The organism is Bacillus sp. JJ1566, assembly GCF_036962685.1.
Classification (GTDB): Bacteria; Bacillota; Bacilli; order Bacillales; family Bacillaceae_L; genus Ferdinandcohnia.
On the sequence record NZ_JBALOP010000007.1, the window covers coordinates 104,684 to 131,225 of the forward strand.

24 protein-coding genes and 1 other annotated feature are annotated in these 26,542 nt (G+C 37.4%); all 24 genes read left to right on the top strand.

What is annotated here, in order from left to right; all coding sequences use genetic code 11:
- Nucleotides 1-9 precede the first annotated feature (9 nt).
- Nucleotides 10-1,665, top strand: a complete 1,656-nt coding sequence (locus V7112_RS04635; RefSeq protein WP_335416121.1) for a GspE/PulE family protein — start codon at nucleotides 10-12, stop codon at nucleotides 1,663-1,665.
- A gap of 11 nt (nucleotides 1,666-1,676) precedes the next feature.
- Nucleotides 1,677-2,723 carry a type IV pilus twitching motility protein PilT gene (locus V7112_RS04640; RefSeq protein ID WP_335416124.1) on the top strand — a complete coding sequence of 349 codons (1,047 nt, stop codon included), beginning with the start codon at nucleotides 1,677-1,679 and terminating at the stop codon, nucleotides 2,721-2,723.
- Nucleotides 2,716-3,921: a type II secretion system F family protein gene (locus V7112_RS04645; RefSeq protein ID WP_335416127.1), complete on the top strand. Its 1,206-nt coding sequence runs from the start codon at nucleotides 2,716-2,718 to the stop codon at nucleotides 3,919-3,921. The genes V7112_RS04640 and V7112_RS04645 overlap by 8 nt, the downstream gene beginning before the upstream one ends.
- 136 nt (nucleotides 3,922-4,057) lie before the next feature.
- Complete coding sequence (locus V7112_RS04650; protein WP_335416130.1) at nucleotides 4,058-4,459, top strand: type IV pilin protein; 402 nt, start codon at nucleotides 4,058-4,060, stop codon at nucleotides 4,457-4,459.
- A 71-nt stretch (nucleotides 4,460-4,530) separates the two neighbouring features.
- Complete coding sequence (locus V7112_RS04655; protein WP_335416133.1) at nucleotides 4,531-5,295, top strand: prepilin peptidase; 765 nt, start codon at nucleotides 4,531-4,533, stop codon at nucleotides 5,293-5,295.
- Between the two features lie 14 nt (nucleotides 5,296-5,309).
- Nucleotides 5,310-6,281, top strand: a complete 972-nt coding sequence (pilM, locus tag V7112_RS04660) for a type IV pilus biogenesis protein PilM (protein ID WP_335416136.1) — start codon at nucleotides 5,310-5,312, stop codon at nucleotides 6,279-6,281.
- Nucleotides 6,282-6,283: 2 nt separating this feature from the next.
- Nucleotides 6,284-6,949 (top strand): PilN domain-containing protein, encoded by a 666-nt coding sequence (locus V7112_RS04665; RefSeq protein ID WP_335416141.1) that lies wholly within the window; start codon nucleotides 6,284-6,286, stop codon nucleotides 6,947-6,949.
- A gap of 2 nt (nucleotides 6,950-6,951) precedes the next feature.
- On the top strand, nucleotides 6,952-7,737 hold the full coding sequence (locus tag V7112_RS04670; protein WP_335416143.1) for a hypothetical protein: 786 nt from the start codon (nucleotides 6,952-6,954) through the stop codon (nucleotides 7,735-7,737).
- Between the two features lie 1,420 nt (nucleotides 7,738-9,157).
- Entirely contained in the window at nucleotides 9,158-9,970 is an 813-nt protein-coding gene (locus tag V7112_RS04675) for a PRC-barrel domain-containing protein (protein ID WP_335416146.1), read from the top strand.
- A gap of 182 nt (nucleotides 9,971-10,152) precedes the next feature.
- On the top strand, nucleotides 10,153-11,232 hold the full coding sequence (locus V7112_RS04680) for a hypothetical protein (protein ID WP_335416149.1): 1,080 nt from the start codon (nucleotides 10,153-10,155) through the stop codon (nucleotides 11,230-11,232).
- A 216-nt stretch (nucleotides 11,233-11,448) separates the two neighbouring features.
- The gene (locus V7112_RS04685; protein ID WP_335416152.1) at nucleotides 11,449-12,015 is read left to right on the top strand and encodes a Maf family protein; all 567 of its coding nucleotides are present in this window, start codon (nucleotides 11,449-11,451) and stop codon (nucleotides 12,013-12,015) included.
- Between the two features lie 143 nt (nucleotides 12,016-12,158).
- Complete coding sequence (gene radC / locus V7112_RS04690) at nucleotides 12,159-12,830, top strand: RadC family protein (protein WP_438823859.1); 672 nt, start codon at nucleotides 12,159-12,161, stop codon at nucleotides 12,828-12,830.
- Nucleotides 12,831-12,938: 108 nt separating this feature from the next.
- Nucleotides 12,939-13,961, top strand: coding sequence for a rod shape-determining protein (locus V7112_RS04695; RefSeq protein ID WP_335416158.1), 1,023 nt, complete (start codon nucleotides 12,939-12,941; stop codon nucleotides 13,959-13,961).
- 79 nt (nucleotides 13,962-14,040) lie between these two features.
- Nucleotides 14,041-14,901, top strand: coding sequence for a rod shape-determining protein MreC (gene mreC, locus V7112_RS04700; protein WP_335416162.1), 861 nt, complete (start codon nucleotides 14,041-14,043; stop codon nucleotides 14,899-14,901).
- Complete coding sequence (mreD, locus tag V7112_RS04705) at nucleotides 14,901-15,410, top strand: rod shape-determining protein MreD (RefSeq protein WP_335416163.1); 510 nt, start codon at nucleotides 14,901-14,903, stop codon at nucleotides 15,408-15,410. Before mreC ends, mreD begins: the two co-directional genes overlap by 1 nt.
- Nucleotides 15,411-15,483: 73 nt before the next feature.
- Nucleotides 15,484-16,176 carry a septum site-determining protein MinC gene (minC, locus tag V7112_RS04710; RefSeq protein WP_335416392.1) on the top strand — a complete coding sequence of 231 codons (693 nt, stop codon included), beginning with the start codon at nucleotides 15,484-15,486 and terminating at the stop codon, nucleotides 16,174-16,176.
- 2 nt (nucleotides 16,177-16,178) lie between these two features.
- Complete coding sequence (gene minD / locus V7112_RS04715; RefSeq protein WP_335416167.1) at nucleotides 16,179-16,979, top strand: septum site-determining protein MinD; 801 nt, start codon at nucleotides 16,179-16,181, stop codon at nucleotides 16,977-16,979.
- Between the two features lie 642 nt (nucleotides 16,980-17,621).
- Nucleotides 17,622-21,998, top strand: a complete 4,377-nt coding sequence (locus V7112_RS04720) for a S8 family serine peptidase (RefSeq protein ID WP_335416170.1) — start codon at nucleotides 17,622-17,624, stop codon at nucleotides 21,996-21,998.
- A gap of 201 nt (nucleotides 21,999-22,199) precedes the next feature.
- Complete coding sequence (locus V7112_RS04725) at nucleotides 22,200-22,979, top strand: M23 family metallopeptidase (RefSeq protein WP_335416173.1); 780 nt, start codon at nucleotides 22,200-22,202, stop codon at nucleotides 22,977-22,979.
- Nucleotides 22,972-23,838 carry a M50 family metallopeptidase gene (locus V7112_RS04730; RefSeq protein WP_335416176.1) on the top strand — a complete coding sequence of 289 codons (867 nt, stop codon included), beginning with the start codon at nucleotides 22,972-22,974 and terminating at the stop codon, nucleotides 23,836-23,838. Before V7112_RS04725 ends, V7112_RS04730 begins: the two co-directional genes overlap by 8 nt.
- Nucleotides 23,839-23,897: 59 nt before the next feature.
- A complete protein-coding gene (locus V7112_RS04735) occupies nucleotides 23,898-25,364 on the top strand; it encodes an Rne/Rng family ribonuclease (RefSeq protein WP_335416179.1) in 1,467 nt (488 codons plus the stop codon).
- A 64-nt stretch (nucleotides 25,365-25,428) separates the two neighbouring features.
- Nucleotides 25,429-25,507, top strand: a sequence feature (ribosomal protein L21 leader region).
- 17 nt (nucleotides 25,508-25,524) lie between these two features.
- Nucleotides 25,525-25,833 (top strand): 50S ribosomal protein L21, encoded by a 309-nt coding sequence (rplU, locus tag V7112_RS04740; RefSeq protein WP_335416182.1) that lies wholly within the window; start codon nucleotides 25,525-25,527, stop codon nucleotides 25,831-25,833.
- Nucleotides 25,834-25,844: 11 nt separating this feature from the next.
- Complete coding sequence (locus V7112_RS04745; protein ID WP_335416185.1) at nucleotides 25,845-26,171, top strand: ribosomal-processing cysteine protease Prp; 327 nt, start codon at nucleotides 25,845-25,847, stop codon at nucleotides 26,169-26,171.
- 29 nt (nucleotides 26,172-26,200) lie between these two features.
- On the top strand, nucleotides 26,201-26,494 hold the full coding sequence (rpmA, locus tag V7112_RS04750) for a 50S ribosomal protein L27 (RefSeq protein WP_010678277.1): 294 nt from the start codon (nucleotides 26,201-26,203) through the stop codon (nucleotides 26,492-26,494).
- Nucleotides 26,495-26,542 lie beyond the last annotated feature (48 nt).

Consider the following 26,542-nt stretch of genomic DNA (forward strand, 5'->3'; position numbering starts at 1 on the left):
GGAGGTTCCATGCGAAGAGCTCGTAAACGATTAGGAGACTTGCTTGTCGACGCTGGTCTTCTTACAGAGCAACAATTAAAACAGGCTCTTGAAGAGCAATCGGAATCACAAAAGCTAGGGGATATTCTTCTTCAAAAAGGGTTTATTACAGAGCAACAATTAATTGAAGTGCTTGAGTTTCAATTAGGAATACCCCATGTTAGTCTATTCCGATATCCAATAGACACATCATTGACGACATTGATACCTAAAGAAATGGCAAGAAGACATTATTTAATTGCCCTTCGGAAAGAAGGGGACAAGCTTTTTGTCGCTATGGCAGACCCCATGGATTATTATGCAATTGAGGATTTACGTCTAACGACAGGATTTTATATAGAACCCGTAATAGCTTCTAAGGACGAGATATTACGTGCCATTAATAAGTTTTATGATTTAGACGAAGGGGTAAAGGAGCTTTTTGCTGAAGCAACAGCGGAAATTGAAGAGGAGAAAATCACAAATGAGGATTCACCTGTTGTTAAATTAGTAAACCAAATCTTGCAAAATGCTGTTCAACAGCGAGCAAGTGATATTCACGTGGACCCCCATGAAACAAATGTTTTGCTGCGTTATCGTGTGGATGGGGTGCTCCGTACTGAACGGTCACTGCCAAAGAGTATGCAAGGTGTACTAACAGCCCGCATTAAGATTATGGCTAACCTCGATATTACAGAAAGCCGTATCCCACAGGACGGGCGAATAAAAATAAATCTTGAAGCACATCATATTGACTTACGTGTTTCCACCTTGCCAACCGTATTTGGAGAAAAAATTGTAATGAGGGTCCTAGATTTAGGTAGCTCACTAAATAATCTTTCACAATTAGGTTTTAATAATGTGAACCTTAAACGATTTAAAAAACTGATTCAAAGCCCGACTGGCATTGTATTAATAACAGGACCAACCGGATCTGGGAAATCTTCAACTCTTTATGCTGCTTTAAATCAGCTTAATTCTGAAGATGTAAATATCATTACGATTGAAGACCCCGTCGAATATCAGTTAGAAGGAATCAACCAAATTCAAGTAAATACTAATGTTGGCATGACATTTGCTAAAGGCCTTCGCGCTATATTGCGACAGGATCCTAATATCATCATGGTTGGAGAAATTCGTGATCAGGAAACAGCGGATGTAGCTGTTAGAGCATCATTAACAGGCCATCTAGTATTAAGTACTCTTCATACAAACGATTCACTTGGAACGATTACACGCCTAATTGATATGGGAGTTGAACCATTCCTTGTAGCTTCTTCACTTTCAGGTGTAGTCGCTCAGCGATTGGTTCGTCGTGTATGTCGCGATTGTGGGCAACCACAGGAACCGACCGTACGTGAGCTAGAAATCTTCGGCAAACGTGGAATTACACTTGATAAGGTGAACCGTGGAAAAGGTTGTGGAACTTGTAATATGACGGGATATAAAGGTAGGGTTGCCATCCATGAGTTGTTGGTGATTAACGATGACATGAGAAGGGCGATTATGAATCGAGAGTCTTACACAACTCTTCGTGAACTAGCTATCAAAAATGGAACCATCTTTTTAATTGATGATGGACTATTAAAAGTGAAACAAGGATTAACAACAACTGAGGAAATATTAAGAGTGACAACTGCTGAATAGGTGGGGAGTAAATGAAGGATAAAATGAATCAAATATTACATTCAGCGCATGAACATAAAGCCTCTGATATTCATATTACTGCTGGTGTTCCTCCGATTTTTCGGATTAATGGAGATTTAAGAAGATACGGAAAAGAAATATTAAAACAACCTGTAATTGAGGAAATGGCTAAAGGAATTATACCTGGGGAAATGTGGGACCGTTTTAAAGAAAAAGGAGAACTCGACTTTTCCTATGGTATATCAGGTGTGTCACGGTTTCGTGTCAATATCTATATGCAGCGGGGATGTCCGGCAATCGCATTTCGTGTGATACCTACTTCAATCCCGACAATCGAAGACCTTGAACTCCCAGAGGTGCTGAAACGAATTAGTAAAAAGCCACAGGGTTTGGTACTTGTTACAGGACCAACCGGTAGCGGGAAATCGACAACCCTTGCAGCCATGATTCAATACATTAATCAAACAATGAGCAAACATGTTGTAACATTAGAGGATCCGATAGAATACCTCCATAAGCATGGGATGAGTATAATTGAGCAGCGAGAGGTTGGGAGTGATACTCATAATTTTGCAAATGGCTTAAGAGCGGCGTTGCGTCAAGATCCCGATGTCATCCTTGTCGGCGAGATGCGGGATTTAGAAACGACGCAAACAGCAATAACAGCAGCAGAAACTGGTCATCTTGTACTAGGAACCTTACATACAGTAAATGCTCCTTCTACTATTGACCGGATTATTGATATGTTCCCATTTTCACAGCAGCCACAAATCAGGATTCAGCTAGCTAGTGTATTAGTAAGTGTGATTTCACAGAGATTATTTCCAACGATTGATAAAAAAGGTCGAAAGGCTGCCACCGAGATTTTACTCAATAATTCAGCTGTCGCAAACTTAATTCGAAATGAAAAAACGCATCAGATAAAAAATGTAATGCAAACGAGTCGTGCGGAAGGAATGCATACATTGGAATCTAATCTTTTAGATTTCGTTCGTGCCGGAGTGATTTCAAAGGATATTGCTCAACCATTTTTACAGGAGTTAACGACAAATGCCTAGATTTAAATATGAAGGTAGAGATAAAGTTGGTAAGAAATCCGGTACAATTACAGGAACCTCTAAGAAGGATGCTGTTGTATCTCTCCGTGATAAAGGAATTCGAGTTATTACGATAAACGAAGTACCTGAAAACTTTTTGACGAAAGATATAGCGATTGGTAATCCAGTTAAACTAAGAGATTTTGTCATTTTTTTAAGACAGTTTTCAACGCTTATTAAAGCAGGCGTAACAATTGTTGATTCGATGAATATTTTGGCAAACCAAACAAGTAGTAAACCTCTTCAGAAAGCTCTACAAGAAGTTGAACTGGACTTAAGGGAGGGGATTCCCTTATCCGCTGCAACAGCCAAGCATAAACGAATTTTTTCTACCCTATTTACGAATATGGTTCGCGTAGGAGAAGTTGGCGGTAATCTTGACGAAACATTAGAAAATCTTGCAGTTTATTATGAAAAACACAATAAAACAAGACAGAAAGTAAAGTCAGCGATGACGTATCCAGCAGTTGTTGGAATTGTTGCGTTAGCTGTTGTTATCTTTTTATTAGTATCGGTTGTACCGACCTTTGTGGACATGTTTGCAGATTTTGGGGCGGAGCTACCCGGTATTACAAAATTTGTTTTAAATGCAAGTGTGTTTATGCAAAGATTTTGGTGGCTTATCATCCTTATCGGCCTTTTTCTTAATTTGTTTTTCTTGTTTCTTAGGCAAAAACAAGAAACAAGATATTATCTAGATTATGCCACATTAAAAATGCCGATTTTTGGAAGCTTAATACAGAAGGCAGTTCTAGCTCGAATGACTAGAACATTAAGCTCTATGTTGAATAGTTCAGTACCTATCCTACAGGCCTTAACAGTAGTCGAAACGATTGTTGAAAATGAAGTAATTGCGAAGGTGGTTAAACAATCAAGACAAGCTCTTGAACAAGGGAAGTCAATGACTGAGCCGATGAAAAAGCATTGGGCGTTCCCTCCACTGATAACCCATATGATTGCCATTGGAGAAAGCACTGGTTCATTAGATGAAATGCTGGGTAAGGTTGCTCATTTTTATGAAGACGAAGTAGATAATGCTACAGATCAGTTAAAATCTTTGATTGAACCACTAATGATTGTTTTCTTGAGCAGCATAGTTGGGACTATAGTCACAGCAATTCTAGTGCCAATGTTCGATATTTTTAACCAAATTCAATAAAAAGTAAAAAAAAACCACATTTTTGTAAAGAAAAGTTTAAAACTTTGTCGTTTTAAACAAAATCCTAGTGTTTTCAACAGCATTTGCTATTATAATAAGTAGTATAAATGGACTAGTTCCTAAAGGAGAGGAAATTATGCTGAAAAAATATATAAAGAATCAAAAGGGATTAACCCTAATTGAGTTATTAGCGGTAATTGTTATTTTAGGGATTATTGCAGCGATAGCGGTTCCTAGTATTGGTAACTTAATTAATAATACTAAAGAAAAGGCAAAGGTTGCAGAAGCGGTTCAAATTATTGATGCTGCAAAATTAGCTCATGCTACAAAAAATAGTCAAACAACTTGGACTTATGATGCAGACCCAATAGTAGATGGGACAATTTACTTAAAGGATTACTTGGATAGTGTTAATGATACGTCTTTCACGGTGAACTATGATGGTAAAACATATACCATAACTGGTCATGAAGCTACAGCTGTCATAAGTGGAACAGACCCTGTTTCAGAAACCGCACTTGAGAATTATTTAAAATAGTTTTTAAATAAAAAACTTTAAATAAGAGATAACCGGTTTGGTTATCTCTTTTAAAAATCGAGGTTAAAGAAATGGTGTTTTTTCTAATTTATCTATACTTATTTATTTTAGGATCTGTACTTGGCTCCTTCTTCAACGTAGCCGGCCTACGTATCCCAGCGGGCGATTCAATCGTTCGGCCACGTTCATCATGTCCGACTTGTAAGCATCAGCTTACCGCAATTGAATTAATCCCTGTTTTTTCATACATATTTCAAGGTGGAAAGTGCAGAAATTGTAAAACACGCATATCACCTATTTATGCTTCAATCGAACTTGTTACTGCAATTCTTTTCACGATTTCACCAATGCTGGTGGGATGGTCAAAAGAATTGATCATCGCTTGGACTTTGATATCTTTATTAGTTATTATTTTCGTTTCAGATATTAGATACATGATTATCCCAGATAAGGTTTTATTATTCTTTGCCCCACTACTTCTCATTGAACGTATTTTCATTCCACTCGATCCATGGTGGGACATGCTAACTGGGAGTATCGTTGGGTTTCTTCTTCTTTATCTGATTGCAATCGTTAGCAAAGGTGGTATGGGTGGAGGAGATATCAAGCTATACGCTGTTTTAGGAATTGCATTGGGCTGGAAGCTAGTTCTTCTTTCGTTTTTCCTAGCCACCCTTATTGGAACAATTCTTGGATTAATCGGGATTGCAATTGGCAAAGTAAGAAAAGGAAAACCAGTGCCCTTTGGTCCTTCCATCGTCATGGGCACTCTCATCGCTTATTTTTGGGGCCAAGACCTTATCACTTTGTATATTAAATTAATTGGATTTTCATAATAAGGGGATACATAATGGCTTTTACACTATTTCCATCAAATAAAATTGCAAACATTGTTATAAAAGATCATGCGATACGATATGTGGGTGTGAAACGCTCCAACCCGATTACCGTTCAAAAGTTTCGTGAAAAATACTTGCCCCCTGGTATTATTCAAGACGGCAAAATCATTGAAAGAGACACACTACACTTAATTTTAGAAGAATGTGTAACAGATTGGGGCATAAAAAATGCGCAAGTTCAGTTCATCATACCCGATCCATTTGTTGTGATTCGAAAGATTTCAATTCCAAATGATGTTAAGGATGATGAGATTATAGGATATATTTATTTAGAGCTCGGCGCAACCATACATCTCCCTTTTAGTGAGCCTGTTCTTGATTTCAAAGTACTATCAGAAGATGAAAAGAAAAAAGAGGTTCTTATATTTGCAGCTCCTGAGGATATTGCATTTGAATACTCCTCTTTATTGGAAGATGTCTCATTAAAACCAATTGCAGCCGATATCTCACCACTTTGTATGTATCGACTCTTTCATTTTTGTCAAAAAACAAATGGAGAAGAGCATTCCTTATTGCTTCAATTTGACTTGCAATCCGCCAACTTGAGCATTTTTCATCAGGATATTCCTTTGTTTATGAGACATCTTACATTGGAAACATCGTTGGATGATTGGGCTATACAACCAAATTCTTCTAATACTCTAGCCGTTATAAAATGGAATAGCCATCAGAGTAAATTAGAGGTTCTGATGGATGAAATGATTAAAGAAATTGAGCATGTGATGAATTTTTATAGCTTTAATATGACACAGGGAAAAGAGCGAATTTCAAAGATTCTTGTTAGTGGGGATCATCCAAATCTTCCGGATATCAGTTCAATATTAATTGAAAGATATGAAATTCCGGTACATAAAATTGATAATTTCGATAAACTGCCTAGTCATTATTATCTGCCATTAGGATTAGCTCTTAAAGAGGTGTAAATATGCTTGTAGATATTAATTTACTGCCAAGAAAAGAATTTAAAAATCGAGCTAAATTATTACTCCTCATTATTATGATCAGTGTTGCTTTAATTGGCTTCTTACTAATTTTTATTCAGTATAAAAAAGCAACCATACTAGAAGAACAGCTAACACATCAAATTGCCACACTACAAGAAACTCGAGAGGCAGAAGAACAAAAATCGACCTCAGCAAATCATTCAAATAATGTGGTTAAGTTAGAAAGAACAGTTGAATGGGCGGACGCTTATTTTGTAGAAACTGTACCGATACTAAATCATTTAACAGCATTACTACCCGAACGGGGCTTTGTTCAAAGTTTTTCTTATACAGAGGATGGAATCGTTTCATTAGAAGTACAGTTTGACACGAACACTGAGAATGCACATTATTTAGCGTTACTTACGGATTCACCAATTATCGAATCAGCCCGATTGTTAACCGTTTCGACTACTCCAATTGCCGAGGGTACAGTTGAAGGTGCGGTTACTACTAGCGAGACAAACAATAACACTAAAGAAACTGAGGATACAACCGATAATAAAATAGAATCAGACCAAAACAATAACATTTTACCGAGGTATTTTGCTCAATATGAAATAATTTTTGATAAGAGTGCCATCAAGTCATTACAGGAGGGGAAATAGGTATGACTCTCCATTTTTCACGTAAACAAATCATTTATTTAATACTAGCGATGGTCTTTTTATTCGGTGTTTTTTATTTGACATATTTACTTCTTGTAAAACCAGTAAAACTGAAAATATCTCAATTGGAAAATAGTGTCCAAACAGAACAAAAACTTTTAGAACTCATTTCTGATAAACGTCCGAGCGAAGCACCTGTTATTAGCTCTACAGAAATTCAAAAGCGAATACCGGTAATTCCTTTAGTGGAGCAAATTGTATTGGATGTGGAACGTGCAGAAACCCTATCAGAAAGTCGAGTTATCGACATGTCTTATAGTGAGAATGAATTTACGTTAATTAATGAAATTCAACCTGAAAAACAAGAGGCAACGAATCCAGATAATGCGCAGGAAAATAATCCAGAACCGAACGAAACTGGAATCGATGAACAGACTGTGGCAGAGGAAATTGTGGATCCAGAATTAATAGATGGCCTCAACCAAATAACCGTTTCCTTACATGTTCAATCACCCAATTATGAAGAATTGGAAAAGTTCTTATCAGCTCTCGAACATCAAACAAGAATAACGAGGGTTAATTCATTGAGTTTTACAGGTACTCCTGAGCTTGTGTCAGTAGACCAAATAGCTGAACATCTCGTTTATGATGTAACCATTTCAACATTTTATATGCCTAAGTATGCGGAACTTGCTGATGAGGTACCAAAACTAACCGTTCCACCTCCTAGCAATAAGAAGAATCCACTAGCTCCAGGCTTGGAAAAAAAAGAAGAGAACAATCAGTAATTCAATAGAAAGAGGTGAGAACAGCTTGGAATCTCTTGTAATTGCATTTATATCTCTTTTACTTGTTTTACCTATTATTTATTTTTTACCACTCGGTTTTACTAGGAAGGGAAAATTACTTATCCTTTTTTGTGCATTTATTGTTTTTATCATTGGAATCGCTGCGAGAACGGTGATGAGCGTATGGCAAATGGGGTTAGTGTTAATACTGCTAGCTACAGGGTTTTCATATTTAATAAGTAAAAGATTTGGCACACAACTATTTCTTTATACCGAAAATAGTGCAGGTGTAGAAGATAAAGTGATAAAGTTTGAAATTGAAGATGAGGTTGAAGAAGAAATCCATAATCAAATAAAGCCTGAACAAGACAAGAATATAGTTCCTGAGCAAGAAATAGACTCTCCACCAACACAAGAGGTTGAAGAGGAGTTAGTTGAGGAAATTGAAGCTTTGGATAATCAAAACGAAGACAATTTTGTATTGGAAAATGTGTATGTAGCAAATGAAGAATTTAAAAATACAAATGAGATTCATCCAAATGAAGAGAATCCCGACACTGTTTTTGATGACTTGCTTAAAGAAATCGAAATGGAATTAAACGATGAAAACAGTGAAGAAGTCCATGGTACTGATGAAATTGTTGAAGCATCCGAGGAACCAACAGAAATACAACCAATTGAATTAACTGAAAATGAAGAAGAGGATTTAAATACTGCACCTTCAACACTTGAAGAAATTCAATTTGATAGTTTACAAGTGAACAGTGACGAACAACCAAATGATGAATTTGAAGTAGAAGAAATTCCAATAATTGAAACAATTGATCAAGAACAAGAAGAGATTGTTGTTGATTCATCTAACGATGATGTCAATATATCAATTTCTATTGAAAATGAACATCCTATTGAAGAAATCAATGAATTAGAAGAGTTAGAAGAGATAGAGGATATTGAACTAGAAGCATCAGATTCTGAACAAACCAATGAAACAGAAAACGATTATTCAAGTTCTGAAGTGGAAGATGTCAATGAGGATGATTTACATCAACAACAGGACAATCATAACGAACTAAGCCAGCAGCTTTTTTCAACAATGATTTCTCAAATACAACTTTCTCGAAGTAAATTATCAAATACTCAATACGAAAAATTGATTGTGAATCACCTTCATCCAGAATTAAACGATCATGATTATTATACGTTTGTCAGTTTNNCATTATATAGAAACGAAACAATACGATGATCTGTCCACATTAATTTCTGAAAATAAGAATAGATTTGAGAAATATCCTGTTATTTTACAGGAAATTAACTTTTTATTAGAAGAATATTGCAAAATATGACGAAAAATAGCGAAAAGCATGCTAAAATGAATGGAAAAAGCCGTTGTTTAAAAATAAATAGGTGTGGTGAATGATTTATGAAAAAAAGTGTTGAAATAGTTGGGTTACCAATCATAAGTATTATAGATGGAATAGAAGTAGGTAAAGTAAAATCTTTAGTTATTAACCCTGAAAAAGGCTCAGTCGATTTCCTTACAATTGAACATGAAGACTGGCAAGTAAGTGTAAAAGCAATTCCCTTCAAAAGAGTGGTAGGAATCGGTGAGTACGCTGTTACCATTGAAAGTGAAAGCTCTGTTATTGATCTGAATGAAATTCCAATTGCGAATTCACTAGTAAATAAAAAAATTAAAATTACAAATACAAAAGTAATGACTCGAAAAGGTCAGCTATTAGGAGAAATCCTTGAATATTTTGTTGATGATGAAACCGGAAACCTATTAGGAACATTATTAAATGTTCAGGGCAATGAAGTTGTTTTAGCTTCAAAATCTGTTCTTACATATGGAAGAGACATTATCATTGTTGAAGAAGATGCTTCTTCTAAATTCCTTGATACGGTAGAGCTATTAGAAAATCCACAAATGGAATCTACTGAAAATCAATATAATGTAGATATTGAAGAATTACTACCTGCATCAACAGAATCACAAAGTCCATTTGATGAAATTAATGAATCAATTGATAAACACGAAGAATCTGAGTCAAAGGCATTGCGCTTAAAACAAGTTGATCTTCTTTATGGTAAAATTGTCAAAAAAGACATTCTGGACAATGAAGGAAATATATTAATTCCAGCAGGAACTCATTTATCTGTTGATGATATTATTAAAGCTCAAGACCAAGGTCCAAGTGTGTTTGTTGAATTATCAATGAATATAGAAGAGTAAGACCCACAAATTAGTGGGTTTTTTACTTTATTTAGATGTCCCAAAAAACACCAAATGTTTATACTTGTAAGAAATTGACGAAAACCTCTAGTAACAAGACGACAAATGTCTTGTTCTTTTTTTTTCTAGGTATGATAGGATTGACAAAAAATAGAGCGTTTCCTTAATTAGGTGGTGAAATAATGGACAAGCACAATCGGATTTCTATTAAAATTAATGGTAAGGAGTCAAAGGTTAAAAAAGAAGGGCAAGAAACAAATGATTTTGTCGAAACGGAAAAACCTCTTATTATTGTAGAGAATGAAGAGGTTGCCGCGGCGCAGGAGGAAGAAGATGATTTTAGTTGGGTCCTACCAGATGAAAGCTTGAAAAATTCTTCGTCAAAAGAAAAAGAAATTCCGGTGATCCCAATTGAAGATTTACGACATACAAGAGGTCCTAGTAAATTGGAATATATTCCGAAAAAGAAAAAAGGGTTTCCGTTATTTTCTGTTAAGCAATTCGCCGCTTCTATCGTTTTAGCAATTGTCCTTGGAATTGGGTTTGGCATCATGATTTTAAAAATAGTGGAAGATGTAAATGCTGGACCTGCAGATAACGAAGCGCCAGCTCAGGTTACGGATAATAAGCCACCTCCTACTGGGAAAGAGGAGGATACGCCTGTGAGTGGCCAGGTAGCAGTCGATTTAGAAACTCTATCAACAGGTGTAGTTCAGGGAGGAAAATTTTCATCTGCTGAATCTGCAAATACAACTGTCAGTGAAATAAAAGGAAAGGGTTTTGCGGCGACCTCTGTTGAAATGGATGGAGCATTTTTCGTAATTGCCGGCATTGCAGCTGAACAAGGCTCAGTAAGTGGGATTAAGACGAAATACGAAGAAGCCTTCCCTGAATTTTTCACAAAAACATTTGAAGTACCTGGTGGCTCCAATACAAATGCCAGTAAAGAAGATGCGGAAGCAATCAAAGTAGTTCTACCAGCATTTAAAGAATTATTAGCACTTTCTTCCCAAGCTTTTGGAAGTGGAGCAATCGATAATGGACAATGGGAAAATCTGTCGAAACAAATTGCAACAGTTAAAGATATCAAGACAGAAAACCTTCATGCACAACTTAAAGAATTCCATACAAACATACAGTCAGCTTTTACACAGCTACAAGAATATAAAAATGGCAACGACCAAAAATCATTATGGCAATCACAGCAATCATTATTAAATGCATTCCAAGCTTATACCGTTTTTATTTCTGAATTAAACTAGACAAAATTCAATTTTGCGAGGAAAATGGAAAGGGGATATCTACTCCTTTCCTTTTTTAGCGTTTGATTTTCATAGCTTCTACATAATGAGACAAATTTTCTCAAACAATAAAGCATCTGTAAAATTGCATTTTACATAATTGTAGTGTGAAGTTTTGTTTGTTACGATAAACAGGTATCTTCCATTCTGAAAAAAATGAAAAAGGGTGAAATCAGCATGCAACACCTCGTTTTAGCCTCAGGTTCTCCACGACGAAAAGAACTTCTTAGAAAAGTGAAACTTTCCTTCGATGTTTCCGTCAGTAATATTGATGAATCCGTTGACGAAAGTCTTACTCCTGAAGAAAAAGTCATGACAATAGCCTTTAAAAAAGCAAAGGCGATTGCAAAAGAATTCCCAGATTCCTATATTCTTGCAGCAGATACAGCTGTTGTGTTTCAAAACCAATTTTTAGGAAAACCTAAAAGCGAACAGGAATCCATACAAGTATTAAAAACTTTATCAAATCAAACACATGAAGTCGTAACAGGTGTTGCGATTCTTTTTAAGGACACAGAAAAATTGTTCTTTGAAAGAACAGAAGTGACGTTCTGGAATCTAACAGATGAGGAAATTAAAGCATATGTTGCTTCAGGCGAACCAAGGGATAAAGCAGGTTCATATGGAATTCAAGGACTTGGATCTGCACTCGTTAAACAAATTAAAGGCGACTATTTTTCTGTAGTGGGATTGCCTGTATCACGAACCATTCGTGAACTAAGAGAGCTAGGATTTCACGACTAATTAGTTTCAATTTATGTAGTAAGAATGCGATTAAATCAAACAAAACGGGCTAATTTACATAGTAGTCAATGACTTTAATAATGAGTGGGGTCCAAGTATCCAGTACATGGATAGGAGGAACCTATTTGAAATCATCAGCATTCATGATTCGTGATTATCCTCAAGAGGAAAGGCCTCGGGAACGGTTGGTTTCCGATGGTGCCGACAGCCTTTCAAACCATGAGCTTTTGGCGATTCTTTTACGTACAGGTTCAAAGGAAGAATCGGTCATTCAGCTGTCAAACCGCTTACTGCATCATTTTGAGGGCTTACGATTATTAAAAGACGCTTCTGTTGAAGAAATAACCGCCATTAAAGGAATCGGAAAAGCAAAAGCTGTACAAATTATGGCGGCGATTGAACTTGGCCGAAGAATTGGCAAACTTCAATATGAGGATCGGTATGTCATCAGGTCCCCAGAGGATGGCGCTAAATATGTGATGGAGGATATGCGTTTTTTAACGCAGGAACATTTTGTTTGTCTTTACCTGAATACGAAAAATCAGGTGATTCATCGCCAAACGATTTTTATCGGAAGTCTGAATGCCTCGATCGTCCATCCGCGAGAGGTGTATAAGGAGGCCTTTCGAAGGTCGGCAGCATCCATCATTTGCATTCATAATCATCCATCCGGAGACCCGGCGCCAAGTCGGGAAGATATTGAAGTCACAAAGCGGCTTGTTGAATGTGGTAGGATAATTGGCATAGAGCTATTGGACCATCTAATCATTGGTGAACACAAATATGTCAGTCTAAAAGAAAAAGGATATGTGTGACTTTTTGAACATCCTCTATTAATTTTTTATTTAGTACGATATAATATTGGTTATGAGTTTTCGCATGTTAACCCATTTACTCGCGTATCAGAAAGGAAGATACATATTATGTTTGGTATAGGTACAAGAGACCTTGGTATAGATTTAGGTACGGCAAATACACTTGTTTTCATCAAAGGAAAAGGCATTGCAGTAAGAGAGCCTTCTGTCGTTGCGATGCAAACAGACACAAAGCAGATTGTTGCAGTAGGAAATGACGCTAAAAACATGATTGGGCGTACACCAGGCAATGTTGTTGCACTTCGTCCGATGAAGGATGGTGTCATTGCAGACTATGAAACAACTGCGACAATGATGAAATATTACATTAATTCAGCAGTTAAAACGAAAAGCTTTTTCTCAAGAAAGCCATATATTATGGTTTGTGTACCATCGGGTATTACAGCAGTAGAACAACGTGCGGTAATTGATGCTACTAGGCAAGCTGGTGCAAGAGATGCATACCCAATCGAAGAACCATTTGCAGCTGCCATTGGAGCAAATCTGCCGGTTTGGGAACCAACTGGTAGTATGATTGTTGATATCGGTGGAGGAACAACAGAAGTTGCTATTATCTCTTTAGGTGGAATTGTTACAAGCCAGTCAATTCGCATTGCTGGGGATGAAATGGATGATGCAATTATTCAATATATTCGTAAAACCTACAACCTTATGATTGGGGATCGCACAGCGGAAGCGATCAAGGTAGAGATTGGATCAGCTGGAGCTCCTGAGGGTGTAGAAAATATGGAAATTCGCGGAAGAGATTTATTAACAGGATTACCAAAAACAATCGAAATTACGGCAGAAGAAATCTCTAATGCCCTTCATGACACTGTGTATGCGATTGTCGATGCTGTTAAGAATACACTTGAAAAGACACCACCTGAGCTAGCAGCAGATATTATGGATCGTGGTATTGTTTTAGCGGGTGGGGGAGCCCTATTACGCAATTTGGATAAGGTTATCAGTGAAGAGACAAGTATGCCAGTCCTTATCGCTGAAAATCCACTTGATTGTGTAGCAATTGGTACAGGTAAGGCCCTTGACCATATTCATTTATTTAAAGGGAAATCAAAGGATTTACGTTAATGAAATGGATTATAGTGGGGGAATTATTTTCCCCACTATATGTGTTGAAATTTAAAGTTTACGTTAGAGGGTGTAACACATGCCACAATTTTTTCTCAATAAGCGATTAATTATTTTACTTGTATGTATCATCGTTCTAGTGGCATTGATTGGATTTTCCTTAAAAGAACGTGACAAATTATCATGGCCGGAACAGTTTCTTAAGGATTCGGTTGGATGGGTTCAAAGTATATTTCATCAACCTTCTCAAGCAATTGCTGGATTTTTTGATAATGTCAATCATATTCAACATACATTTGAAGAGAATAAACTTTTAAAGGAAAAACTTGATTCCTATGGTCAATTAGAATCAAAAGTACAGGAATTAGAAAAAGAAAATGGGAAATTACGTGACGTTCTGGAAAAAACGGAATCACTTGATCAATTTAATAAAATACAGGCTACAGTAATCGGACGTAATCCTGATCAGTGGCATGAAATTATTACGGTTAATCGAGGTACAAACCATGGTGTGAAAGTTGACATGGCTGTTATCACCTCAAAAGGTTTAATCGGAAAAGTAAAGCATGCAAATCCTTTTACATCTACTATTCAGTTATTGAGTTCCCCCAATCGTATCAATCGTATCTCTGCTTATATTCAAGGGGATACAAAGATTATGGGCTTAATCGAAGGGTATGATGAAGAAAAAGAAGCTCTTCTTTTTAAAATTAATACTCCGGATTCAAAAATAGAAAAGGATCAAAAGGTACTTACATCTGGATTGGGTGGAATTTTCCCAAGTGAACTGTATATTGGTGAGGTTATGGATGTTGTTCCAGATGATTACGGATTAACAAAGACGGCATATATTAAGCCTGCTGCTGATTTTTATGAAATTGATCATGTAATAATTGTTGAAAGAACGATGATTGTTCCAAATGAAGAGGAGGAAGAATAGTGAAGCGATACGTTCTTCCCTTTATTTTGTCCTTCGTTTTCTTGTTTGAAAGCAGCTTTGTTGATCTAGTGCCAGCAGATATTTTTCATAAGGAAAATGTATATGTTCCTCGGTTTTTATTTGTCTTAATTGCTTTTATCACAGTCTATTTTAATAAACCAATGGGGCTTGTTTACGGGGCTATTTTTGGTCTGCTTTATGATATCGTTTATACAGAAATTTTAGGCGTTTATTTATTTTTATATACACTTATGGCCTATCTTATTTCCTGGGCAAGTCGGATTCTACAAACAAATATCATTGTGATCTCATTTTTAAGTCTTATTGGGATAGTCGCTTTGGAATTTTGTGTATATGCCGTAAATTTGGCAATCGGTTCAGCTTCTCTTTCGATTGAACAATTCCTTCAAATCCGTATTTTGCCGACAACCCTATTAAATAGTATATTTTTACTAGTATTTGCTTACCCATTTAAGAAATTACTAGGAAAGCTACATATAGAAGAGTAATTAGATTCTCATAAAATTTTTTGATAATTAACAGGAAAAAGGGAGTCTTTTGTTGAAGTATATTATCGTTGAGGTGAACGTCGTGAAAGGACAAAAACAGCAGTATGTTACTATAAAAGGGACAAAAGACGGACTAACGTTGCATCTCGATGATTCTTGTTCATTTAAAGAACTGATCTCTGACCTTGAGATTAAGCTTTCCTTGAATCAGAAACGGAATGATGATGTTCCGTTTGTTCCTGTTAAAGTAAAGATAGGCAATCGTTTTTTAACGCAAGATCAAGAGGAAGAGATGCGCTCCATCATCCGTAATAAAAAGCATTTAGTTGTGGATGTAATCGACAGTAATGTAATTACAAAACAAGAAGCTGAAGAAATGAAGAAAAAGCATGAGATTGTTTCAGTTGCAAAGGTCATTCGTTCTGGACAAGTCCTTAAAGTAGATGGAGACCTTATGCTTGTCGGAGATGTAAACCCAGGGGCAACTGTTATTGCAGGCGGAAATATTTTTATTTTAGGTTCGTTACGGGGAATTGCACATGCTGGTTTCTATGGCAGAAAAGATGCAATCATTGCGGCATCAGTTATGAAACCAACACAGCTTAGAATTGGTGATATAATGAATAGAGCACCAGACGCTGTTCAAACAGAAACGAATATTATGGAATGCGCTTATGTGGACGATAATGAGACAATTGTAGTAGATAGATTGCAACAGTTAACTCATTTAAGACCTAACTTAACAAGGTTAGAAGGGGGAATCTAGCAGTGGGAGAGGCTATAGTTATTACATCAGGAAAAGGTGGAGTCGGTAAGACGACTACGTCTGCTAATGTAGGCACTTCCTTGGCTGTGCTAGGGAAACGTGTGTGTTTAATAGATACAGATATTGGCCTTCGAAATCTAGATGTTGTTATGGGATTAGAGAATCGCATCATCTATGATTTAGTTGACGTTGTTCAAGGTCGTTGTAAGCTAAAGCAAGCTTTAGTTAAGGATAAAAGATTCGATGACCATCTATATTTACTGCCAGCTGCCCAAACAAGTGATAAAACTGCAGTAGAGCCTAGCCAAATGAAGAAATTGGTCGAAGAGTTAAAACAAGATTTTGATTATATTATTATCGACTGTCCTGCGGGTATTGAACAAGGCTTCCAAAATGCTGTTGCTGGAGCAGATAAAGCAATTGTTGTAACAACACCTGAAATTTCAGCAGTTCGTGATGCTGACCGTATTATTGGATTACTAGAAAAAGAGGAAGTTCAGCCACCACGCCTAATCGTGAATCGTATTCGAAATCATATGATGAAGACAGGCGAAATGCTTGATCTCGATGAAATCGTAACACATCTTTCGATTGATTTAATTGGAATTGTTGCAGATGATGATGAAGTCATCAAAGCCTCAAATAATGGTGAACCAATCGCATTAAATACAAACAGCAAAACAGCAATCGCGTATCGAAATATTGCACGAAGAATTTTAGGAGAATCGATTCCATTACAATCTCTTGAAAACGACCAAAAGGGTATGTTCTCGAAGATTAAGAAGTTCTTTGGTGTCCGTTAAACCACCTTGTTGATAAGGTGGTTTTTTTATTTGCCAGAAAAAGAAAATACAAGATTTAAAAAGTCATTATACCAATTATGAGGATTAGGTCCTTATTTTTCCGAAAAATGTTTGTAAACTAGGGGGCATTACCTATTATGGATTTAAAATAAGGAGGGATAAATTACCAACCAAAGTCTATTCCTATTATTCTTAAAAAGAAAGTAAGGAAATTATAATCATTTTTTAATCATAAATAATAAACTTGTAACAATTATGTCATTCTACCTAGCAAATGAGTTAAGAGTATTACATTTGTAAAGGTATAGTAAAACCTCATTTTTTATGCGAAACCCCTATAAAAATACATTTCATGCGAATATATATTACTTCGTTCTAAACTCCTAATTTGTCTATGGTAAAATAAGTAAAAAATACCAAATTCTCAATATTCAAAATATTATCTTATTTTTCGACACTTTTTCCTCTTTTAAAAAGCTACAGTAAATGTAACCTGTACTTCTACATAATGCGATTTCTACTGGAAAATCGCGATTTCTATCTAGAGAAAATGGGGGAGTTCCCGCTGCATTGAAGTATAGGAATTTAAAAGAAGGAGGGTAACTTACTTATTCTCAAAAAAGATTAAAGGGAGGAAGCCTAATGAGGAGGAACGGAAAACGTAAGTTAATGAAGGTTGCAAGTGTGTTAATGTGTGCACTTCTACTTGTACCAAGTGTAACGTCACAGGCATTTGCACAATCAAAAGATCCTTCAATATCCTATCTAGGAAGTAAAAATGAAGTAGCCTCAAGTAAAATTTCAGAAAGCTTAAAAGACCAGTTTGCTGACGACAAAATGGTTACATTCCTAGTTAAATTCAAGGAACAGGTGGATTCAAAAGCAATAGCAAATGAAGCTACTAAAAAGGCAAGTTTACAAAAGGCTACTGTTGCTCAAACGAAATCCATAAAGAGAAATGCTATCGTTTCGGAACTACGAACAACTGCAATAGAAACACAAGGAAATGTAAAGGCGTACCTTGAAAAAGAAGAGGCAGCTGGTAATGCAAAGGATATTAAATCCTTCTTCATTGTAAACGGAATGGGAGTTACTGCTACGAAGGATGTTATGGAAAAAATCGCATCATTCCCTGAGGTTGAGAAGGTGTTACCAAATGAAACCCGTCAATTGCATGCACCTGCTAAAGTGGAGACATCAGTTGCTGTTGAAACAAAAGCAAGTCCACAAAACATTGAATGGAATATTGATCGTGTAGGTGCTCCTCAGGTTTGGGAAATGGGAATTGATGGATCAGGTACTGTTGTTGCTAGTATTGATACGGGTGTTCAGTGGAACCATCCGGCACTAATGGAACAGTACCGTGGCTATGATCCTGCCAATCCAAGCAATCCAAATCATCAATATAGCTGGTTTGATTCAACGTCGGCTGGCCGGTCTACTCCTTATGATGATATCGGACATGGGACTCACGTTACAGGTACAATGGTTGGAGCGGAGCCAAATGGTGCGAATCAAATTGGGGTTGCTCCAGGTGCGAAATGGATTGCTGTAAAGGCATTTACATCTGCTGGTGGAACAGATTTTGACCTACTAGAAGCTGGGGATTGGATTATTGCTCCAGGTGGAAATCCAGATATGGCTCCAGATGTTGTCAATAACTCGTGGGGTGGAGGACGAGGATTAGATGAATGGTACCGTCCGATGGTCCAGAACTGGAGAGCAGCGGAAATTTTCCCAGAGTTCTCTGCAGGTAATACGACATTATCGAATCCAGGTGGACCTGGATCGATTGCAAATCCAGCAAACTACCCAGAATCATTTGCAACAGGAGCTACAGATATCAATAATCGTTTAGCAAGCTTCTCGTTACAAGGCCCTTCACCATATCCAGGAGATATGAAGCCTGATATTTCAGCTCCGGGAGTAAATATTCGGTCTTCAGTACCTGGAAGTGGCTATGAGGGTGGATGGAATGGAACATCCATGGCAGGACCTCATATTTCTGCTGTAGTAGCCTTATTAAAACAAGCAAATGCATCATTAACGATTGACGAGATTGAAGAAATTATCACCACAACTGCCACTCCATTAACTGACGGTACTTTCACAGAATCTCCAAACTTTGGTTACGGTTATGGATTGGTTAACGCGTATCTAGCTGTATCCTCTGTTGCTTCAGGGCTAGGGAAAATAAAAGGTCAGGTTGCAAAAGACGGTGTGGATGAAGCAGCTCCAACTTTTGAGCATACAGCACCGAGCGAAACATATGCAGGTATGGATTTACCACTTTCTATTTCTGTTCAAGACAATGTAAGCATCACATCTGTTGTTCTTCAATATGAAAATCAAGCTGGTGAATGGGTGAATGTAGCGGCTACTCAAACATCAGGTACTTACAAAGAAGGAACATACGAGGCAGTTATTCCAGGGGAAGAAATTTCAGTGCCTTCTGTTTCATACCGCTTTCAGGTTGTTGATTTTGGCCAAAATGATGTAACAACAGATGTTTATGAAGTTTCAGTAAAACCAGGAATTTCAGTCGGATATTTCCAAGACTTTGAATCTAATCCTGTAGGTTGGTTCTCATATGGAGCAGAAGATTCTTGGCAATGGGGTGCTCCTACGAGTGGACCAAATAGTGCTTATTCAGGTGAGAAGGTTTATGCTACAAATCTATCAGGAACATATGCTAGTCGAGCTAATATGACTCTAGTAATGCCTCCAATAGATATACCAGCTGAAGGTCCTGCATATCTACAATACATGAACTGGTACAATCTTGAACGTAACTGGGATTTCGGTCATGTATTCGTTTCAACAGATATGGAAAACTGGACACAGCTACGTCGTATTACAGATATATCTTCAGGCTGGCAGTCTGCAGAGGTTGATTTATCTGCGTATGCAGGCCAAAGAATTTATATTGGCTTTAACGTTACAACAGATGGAAGTGTAGTTCGTGATGGATGGTACATTGATGATGTGCGTCTATCCAATGAGCCACTTACAGTAGGAAGTACAGATCAATCAGGAGAAGTGCCAACTAAGGGTGAAGCTTTAGTTGATCTTAAAGAAGGGGAGAAAGTGGACCCAGCAAAAATTAAGCCTGAAGGTTCTCACATTAACATGAAGGAAGTCAATGTTGATAAAGTTAACCCACAGGCATTACCATTAAATGCTCAGGTCAGTATTGTTGAATCAGGTAGATCTGTTACAACTAACCCTGCAACTGGAGCATATGAATTAATTCATGGAACAGGAAACTTTACAGTAGTTGCGGAAAGCTATGGGTATCATTCAGCACAACAAACTGTCACAGTTGAGGCTGATGGTGAGGCAGTAGCCAATTTTGTGCTAGAGGAAAAAGCTCAAGGAACTGTATCTGGTACAATTACAAATGCAGCAACAGGTCAACCAGTTTCAGGTGCAACCTTGTTACTTGTAGAAGATGCTAATATAACTCCTGTTGAGACTGATGAAAATGGTCAATATTCACTTACAGCTTATGAAGGTACTTATACTGTTCGAGTAATGGCACCTTCTTATTACAGTGAATCATTTGAAGTAGTACTTGAAGGAGATGGAGCGTTAGAGCAAAACGTAGAGTTAAGGCCGTTCATCGGATATCCTGGTGAAATCGGCTACGATGATGGTACTGCAGAGAATGCTCGTGCATTTTATGATGCTGGTAATGGCTGGGCTGTGAAAATGTCATTGGCTGAAGGTCAAAATAAAGCTCTTGTAACAGGAGGATTGTTCCGTTTCTGGGATACATCATGGCCAAATCCAGGTGGAACTGAATTCAAGGTAGAAGTGTGGGATGCCACTGGAACAGATGGTGCTCCTGGTAAAAAGCTTGCTGGACCAATTGATGCAACTGCACTCCGAACTGGCGCATGGACAAATGTTGACCTATCAGGTGAAGGTATCATTGTAGAAGGAGACTTCTATATGGTTTATATCCAAACAAAACCGAACCCTAATGCACCTGGACTTGCAACGGATGAAGATGGTCAATATTCAGGGCGTAGTTGGCAATTTGTAGGTGGAGCATGGTCATTATCACCAGAAGCCGAAGGTAACTATATGATTCGTGCTACTGTTAATCATGAAGTAACAGCACCTACCATTACTTCTCCAGTAACAGGTTCATTTACAAATGAATCTACTGTTACAGTTGCAGGTAAGGCTGCTCCAACGACAACTGTTCATGTATTTAATAATGGTGAAGAAGTAGCGACAACAGATACTACTGCAGAAGGTACGTATTCTGTAGCTGTTGAATTACAAGTTGGTGAGAATACATTAACTGCTAAGGCATCAACTGCTACAGGTATTACAGACGAGTCGGAAGCTGTTGTTATTGTACTAGATCAAACATCTCCTGAACTAGCTATTACTAGTCCAGAAAATGGTTTGAAGACAAATCAAGAGGCAATAACTGTAACAGGTACTGTTCAAGATGAGAATATTGATTCTGTAACAGTAAATGGCGAAAGTGCTACTATTAAAGATGGTTCCTTTACAAAGCGTGTTCTAGTTGAAAATGGTGAAAATAACATTGATGTCGTAGCGACTGATAAAGCTGGCAATTCAACTAGTGACCAAGTTACTGTATTTGCTAAATTTGGTGAAATAACGGTATCTAATCTTAAACCTACAGAGGATGTGCATTTGAAATCAGGTGAAAGTGTGAAAATTGAATTTACAAGTGAGCCTGGATTGAATGCATCTTATGCTATTCGTATACCGTTAACTAATGCGGGGCTTAGCAATGTAAATGAACTCCCATTACAAGAAGTCTCTCCTGGTGTCTATGAAGGATACTGGACAGCAGTTTCTAGTGTAGTTGCAAATGGTGCTGAAATTGAGGTAATTGTAAGAGATGAGTTTGGTAACGAGGCAAGACAAATAGCAACTGGTAAGCTTATAATCAATGTACAAGAAGATGATGGCAAACCAGGAAAAGGTAAACCTGGCAAACCAGGGAAGCCTGATAAGCCTGGAAATAAATAATAAAAAAATGTAGTAGAAAGAAGGATGTGGGGAAACTACATCCTTCTTTTTTATAGATAGCTTTTACAGCATGGTCCCCAATTCAGTTTTAAAAGGTAACAATCATCAAATTTAATAGATAAAAAGCTTCATATTGTCATAAGCAAAGTTCTTCGGTCATAAACTTGTACAAATAATATGGACAAGGAATGATGTGAAAATATGAGTAATCGGGCGAATGAAATTAGAAAGCGGATTGAAAAGCGAAAGCGTGCGAGATACTCCACCTCAGGTTCCCCAAAAAAAGCAGCTCCTCCCTTTCTAGCGAGTGATGAGGAACGATACGGAGGCAGTACATACACATCTTTCGATGGAGGTGGACAGGGAGACGGAGGGCATCCACTGTTTCGAAAGGAAGTTTTTCTTTTTAAAGTGTTACTCTCGGCAATTCTTGTTTTATCGATAGGAATCGTATTTAAAAACCAATCCCCGACATTTGAGAATGTCCGGCATTTTGTATCAAGTACAATGGAAACTGAATTTCAATTTGCTGCCGTTACGGAATGGTATAAAGATACTTTTGGCAGTCCCCTAGCATTGATCCCAATTAATCAAAATAAAGAAAAGAGCGAAGCCCCTACTCCAGGTAAATATGCTCTTCCTGCAGCAGGTAAAGTAACTGAATCCTTTGAAGCAAATGGCCAGGGAATTATGGTTGAAACGGACAGTAAGGTAGTCGAGGCGATGAGTTCAGGCTATGTAAAAGAGGTCTCTGTTAAGGGTGAACTAGGAAAAACAGTTGTGATAAAGCATAGTGATAGCTCAGAAACGTGGTATGGAAATTTAGGAACTGTTGATGTGAAGCTATATGATTATGTGGAAACAGGTCAAGAAGTTGGTACGGTGCAGGATCCCGCAGGAAACAACAAAGGGACGTATTATTTTGCAATAAAGCAAGGTGAAACATTTATTGATCCGATACAGGTGATAAAATTTGAATAAATATTTAAAACTCCTCAGAAAAATTGAAATACATCCATTACTTTGGTTTATCGTCGGAGTGGCAGTCATTACTGCGCACTTCAGAGAGCTAATGATGCTATTCTTAATCATATTGGTCCATGAAATGGGACATGCTGCATGTGCCCATTTTTTTTCATGGAGAATTAAAAGGATTCAACTCCTTCCATTTGGTGGTGTGGCGGAGATGGATGAGCACGGAAATCGCCCATTGAAGGAGGAGCTCCTAGTTATTTTAGCAGGACCACTTCAGCATATTTGGATGGTGGCAGTTGCGTATTTGTTAACAGTGGGTTCTGTTATATCTGAAAAAACCTTTGATCTCTTTTTTTACCATAATGCAGTCATCTTTTTCTTTAATCTTCTTCCGATTTGGCCACTAGATGGTGGGAAGCTTCTATATTTATTTTTCTCTTATAGGCATTCCTTTTTTGAAGCGCATAAACGGATGATTTTTGTCTCAAGCTTAGTTGCAGTGTTCATATTAATTGGAATGGTATTCTATAGTCCTAATAATCTAAATCTCTGGGTCATCCTATCCTTCCTAATATTCTCAATTATTATGGAATGGAGGAAGCGTCATTTTGTGTTTATGAGGTTCTTGCTGGAGCGCTACTACGGAAAGCAAGATACCTTTACGAAACTAAAGCCATTGGTTGTAGATGAAACAGAGATGGTTTATACCGTTCTATCCATGTTTCAACGGGGGTGTAAGCATCCGATTGTGATACAAAAGGATGGAGAAAAACAGCAGCCCCTTGATGAAAATGAGCTTTTACATGCCTATTTTAATGATAAAAAGATTACTCAACCAGTTGGTGAGCTTCTCTACTTGTATTGACGTTGCCAGATAGGTTACAGTAAAAAAGAAAGTGTAATGTCAAAGCGAGGATTAAGAGTTTGAAAACAATTATTATGAATGAAAAAACAAGTGAAAAGCGTGTAGCAGTTATAGATGGAAATAAGGTTATTGAATTAAATATCCAACAACCAAAACATAAAGAAATCGTAGGAAATATTTATAAGGGCCGGGTGATAGATGTCCTTCCGGGTATGCAGGCAGCGTTTGTTGATATAGGCTTAGGCAGGAATGGCTATATCGGGCGAGAACAGCTTGCAGCCTATCATCTATCACCCCCTAGTGAAAAAGAAAAAAGCATATCCCATTTTGTTAGACAAGGTGAGGAAATCATTGTCCAGGTAACGAAAGAGGGGGCAGAGCGTAAAGGCCCTAAGTTGACTGGTCTAATTGAATTTCCAGGAGCATCCCTTGTCTATTTGCCGTTTGGGAACTATGTAGCAGTCTCCAGGAAAATGAAAGAGGAAGAAGAAAGGAACAGGTGGCGCAGGTTTGGGCAATTATATCTTCAAAATCAAGAGGGGTTAATTGTTCGAACAGCTTGCGAAAATCAAGATGAAACAAAGATGTTGAAGGAGCTAGAATTTGGGCGAAGTCGTTACAAATCCTTACAAGACCAACAAAAAAAGCTCAAGCCACCAAGCCTATTATTTGATGCAAATAATCTTGTGGATAAAATATTACTTGAGCACCGAGTTGAAAATATTAAAGAAATTGTAGTTGATGATGCACAAACGTTTCGACAGTTAAAGGAACAAATTGGAGAAGATAAGGTTTCTATTTATCAAGGAAAAGAAAATATTTTTTCGTTTTATGGGATTGAAAAAGAAATTGAACGAGGTCTTAAACCTATTGTGTGGCTTGACAATGGTGCCTATTTGTTAATTGAACAAACCGAAGCATTGACCGTTATTGACGTAAACACAGGTAAATTTCAAGGAAAAGAAAATTTACGAGATACGGTGTTTAAAACAAATTTAACTGCAGCAAAGGAAATAGCCTATCAGTTAATGCTACGTGATATTGGTGGTATTATCTTGATTGATTTTATTGATATGAAGCTAAATGATGAACGTCAAAAAGTAATCCAAGCTTTACGTACCGTTGCAAAGGAAGATCGAAATCGGGTGACAATTCATGGGTTTACTTCACTCGGCATTTTAGAAATCACTCGGAAGAAGACACGGCAGGATCTTTCAGCTATTTTACAAGCGAATTGTCCAACATGTTCAGGTACTGGGCAGATTGATTCTGCAGAAACTGTTGTCTTTAAGCTTGAACGAGAACTTTGGGAGCATCAAGGGAAGGACCATGATGCTGTCTGGATTGAAGCAACTACAGAAGTGACACATGTTTTTCTAGGGGACCATCATGAGCATAAGAAAAGATTAGAAGATGCCTTGTCCATTAAAATATATATAACTGAATTAGCTTCACCTCGACATGATTATTCAATTAGACAAATAGGTAGCGATGATGAAATTAAAACAAGACTAAATCATCTATAATCCAACAAATTGTTGACTCTACTTTGTCTTTGTGATAATATTTTCATGTTATTGTTTGTAGCACCCATTGCTACAACCGCGCATTCCAGGTATTTAAGTTTCCGTTAAGGAGCGCCTGTGTAGTGGCGAGTCTTAGTCCAAATTATTAGGAGGTGCAAGTATGTACGCAATTATTGAAACTGGCGGTAAGCAAATCAAAGTTCAAGAAGGCCAAGAAATCTATGTTGAAAAGCTTGACGTAGAACAAGGTGGAACAGTTACATTTGACAAGGTTTTATTCGTAGGTGGCGAAAACGTGAAAGTTGGCAGCCCAACTGTTGAAGGTGCAACTGTTACAGCTAAAGTTGAAAAGCAAGGTCGCGCTAAGAAGATTGTTGTTTTCAAATTCAAGGCTAAAAAGAACTACCGTAAAAAACAAGGTCATCGTCAACCTTACACTAAAGTTACAATCGAAAAAATCAACGCATAAGGCTTTCTATCATGATAAAAGTAACTATTAACCGTAATAGTTCTGGTAGAATCGACTCATTCACAATGAGTGGACATGCCGAATATGATGTTCCTGGTAAGGATATCGTTTGTGCAGGTGCCTCAGCAGTTGCTTTTGGTACCATTAATTCCATATATGCTTTATGTAAAGTAGAGCCGATATTGGAGCAAGAAAAAAATGGTTTCCTCCGCTGTCAAATTCCTTCTATTGAGGATGAGACAAAAGAGGAAAAGGTACAGATTCTTTTAGAAGGAATGCTTGTATCCTTACAAACGATTGAACTTGATTATGGACAATATATGAAAATTCAATCATAAAAACATTCATTAATAGGAGGTGGACAATAATGTTCGTAAGATTAGACCTTCAATTCTTCGCTTCTAAAAAAGGGGTAGGTAGTACAAAGAACGGTCGTGATTCAATCGCGAAACGTCTTGGTGCAAAACGTGCTGATGGTCAATTTGTTACTGGTGGATCTATTTTATACCGTCAACGCGGTACTAAAATCTACCCAGGAGTAAACGTTGGCCGTGGTGGTGACGACACTCTATTCGCAAAAGTTGACGGAGTTGTTAAATTTGAGCGTTTAGGCCGTGACCGTAAACAAGTAAGTGTATACCCAGCTGCGCAAGAAGCGTAATCGGACTTAAAACTCTAACCATCTGGTTAGAGTTTTTTAACTTTATTC

What these genes read in the sequence shown, in the direction of transcription:
- V7112_RS04635 (WP_335416121.1), top strand. Translation starts at nt 10, where the DNA reads ATGCGAAGAGCTCGTAAACGATTAGGAGACTTGCTTGTCGACGCTGGT.
- V7112_RS04640 (WP_335416124.1), top strand. Translation starts at nt 1,677, where the DNA reads ATGAAGGATAAAATGAATCAAATATTACATTCAGCGCATGAACATAAA.
- V7112_RS04645 (WP_335416127.1), top strand. Translation starts at nt 2,716, where the DNA reads ATGCCTAGATTTAAATATGAAGGTAGAGATAAAGTTGGTAAGAAATCC.
- V7112_RS04650 (WP_335416130.1), top strand. Translation starts at nt 4,058, where the DNA reads ATGCTGAAAAAATATATAAAGAATCAAAAGGGATTAACCCTAATTGAG.
- V7112_RS04655 (WP_335416133.1), top strand. Translation starts at nt 4,531, where the DNA reads ATGGTGTTTTTTCTAATTTATCTATACTTATTTATTTTAGGATCTGTA.
- pilM (WP_335416136.1), top strand. Translation starts at nt 5,310, where the DNA reads ATGGCTTTTACACTATTTCCATCAAATAAAATTGCAAACATTGTTATA.
- V7112_RS04665 (WP_335416141.1), top strand. Translation starts at nt 6,284, where the DNA reads ATGCTTGTAGATATTAATTTACTGCCAAGAAAAGAATTTAAAAATCGA.
- V7112_RS04670 (WP_335416143.1), top strand. Translation starts at nt 6,952, where the DNA reads ATGACTCTCCATTTTTCACGTAAACAAATCATTTATTTAATACTAGCG.
- V7112_RS04675 (WP_335416146.1), top strand. Translation starts at nt 9,158, where the DNA reads ATGAAAAAAAGTGTTGAAATAGTTGGGTTACCAATCATAAGTATTATA.
- V7112_RS04680 (WP_335416149.1), top strand. Translation starts at nt 10,153, where the DNA reads ATGGACAAGCACAATCGGATTTCTATTAAAATTAATGGTAAGGAGTCA.
- V7112_RS04685 (WP_335416152.1), top strand. Translation starts at nt 11,449, where the DNA reads ATGCAACACCTCGTTTTAGCCTCAGGTTCTCCACGACGAAAAGAACTT.
- radC (WP_438823859.1), top strand. Translation starts at nt 12,159, where the DNA reads ATGATTCGTGATTATCCTCAAGAGGAAAGGCCTCGGGAACGGTTGGTT.
- V7112_RS04695 (WP_335416158.1), top strand. Translation starts at nt 12,939, where the DNA reads ATGTTTGGTATAGGTACAAGAGACCTTGGTATAGATTTAGGTACGGCA.
- mreC (WP_335416162.1), top strand. Translation starts at nt 14,041, where the DNA reads ATGCCACAATTTTTTCTCAATAAGCGATTAATTATTTTACTTGTATGT.
- V7112_RS04720 (WP_335416170.1), top strand. Translation starts at nt 17,622, where the DNA reads ATGAGGAGGAACGGAAAACGTAAGTTAATGAAGGTTGCAAGTGTGTTA.
- V7112_RS04725 (WP_335416173.1), top strand. Translation starts at nt 22,200, where the DNA reads ATGAGTAATCGGGCGAATGAAATTAGAAAGCGGATTGAAAAGCGAAAG.
- rplU (WP_335416182.1), top strand. Translation starts at nt 25,525, where the DNA reads ATGTACGCAATTATTGAAACTGGCGGTAAGCAAATCAAAGTTCAAGAA.
- V7112_RS04745 (WP_335416185.1), top strand. Translation starts at nt 25,845, where the DNA reads ATGATAAAAGTAACTATTAACCGTAATAGTTCTGGTAGAATCGACTCA.
- rpmA (WP_010678277.1), top strand. Translation starts at nt 26,201, where the DNA reads ATGTTCGTAAGATTAGACCTTCAATTCTTCGCTTCTAAAAAAGGGGTA.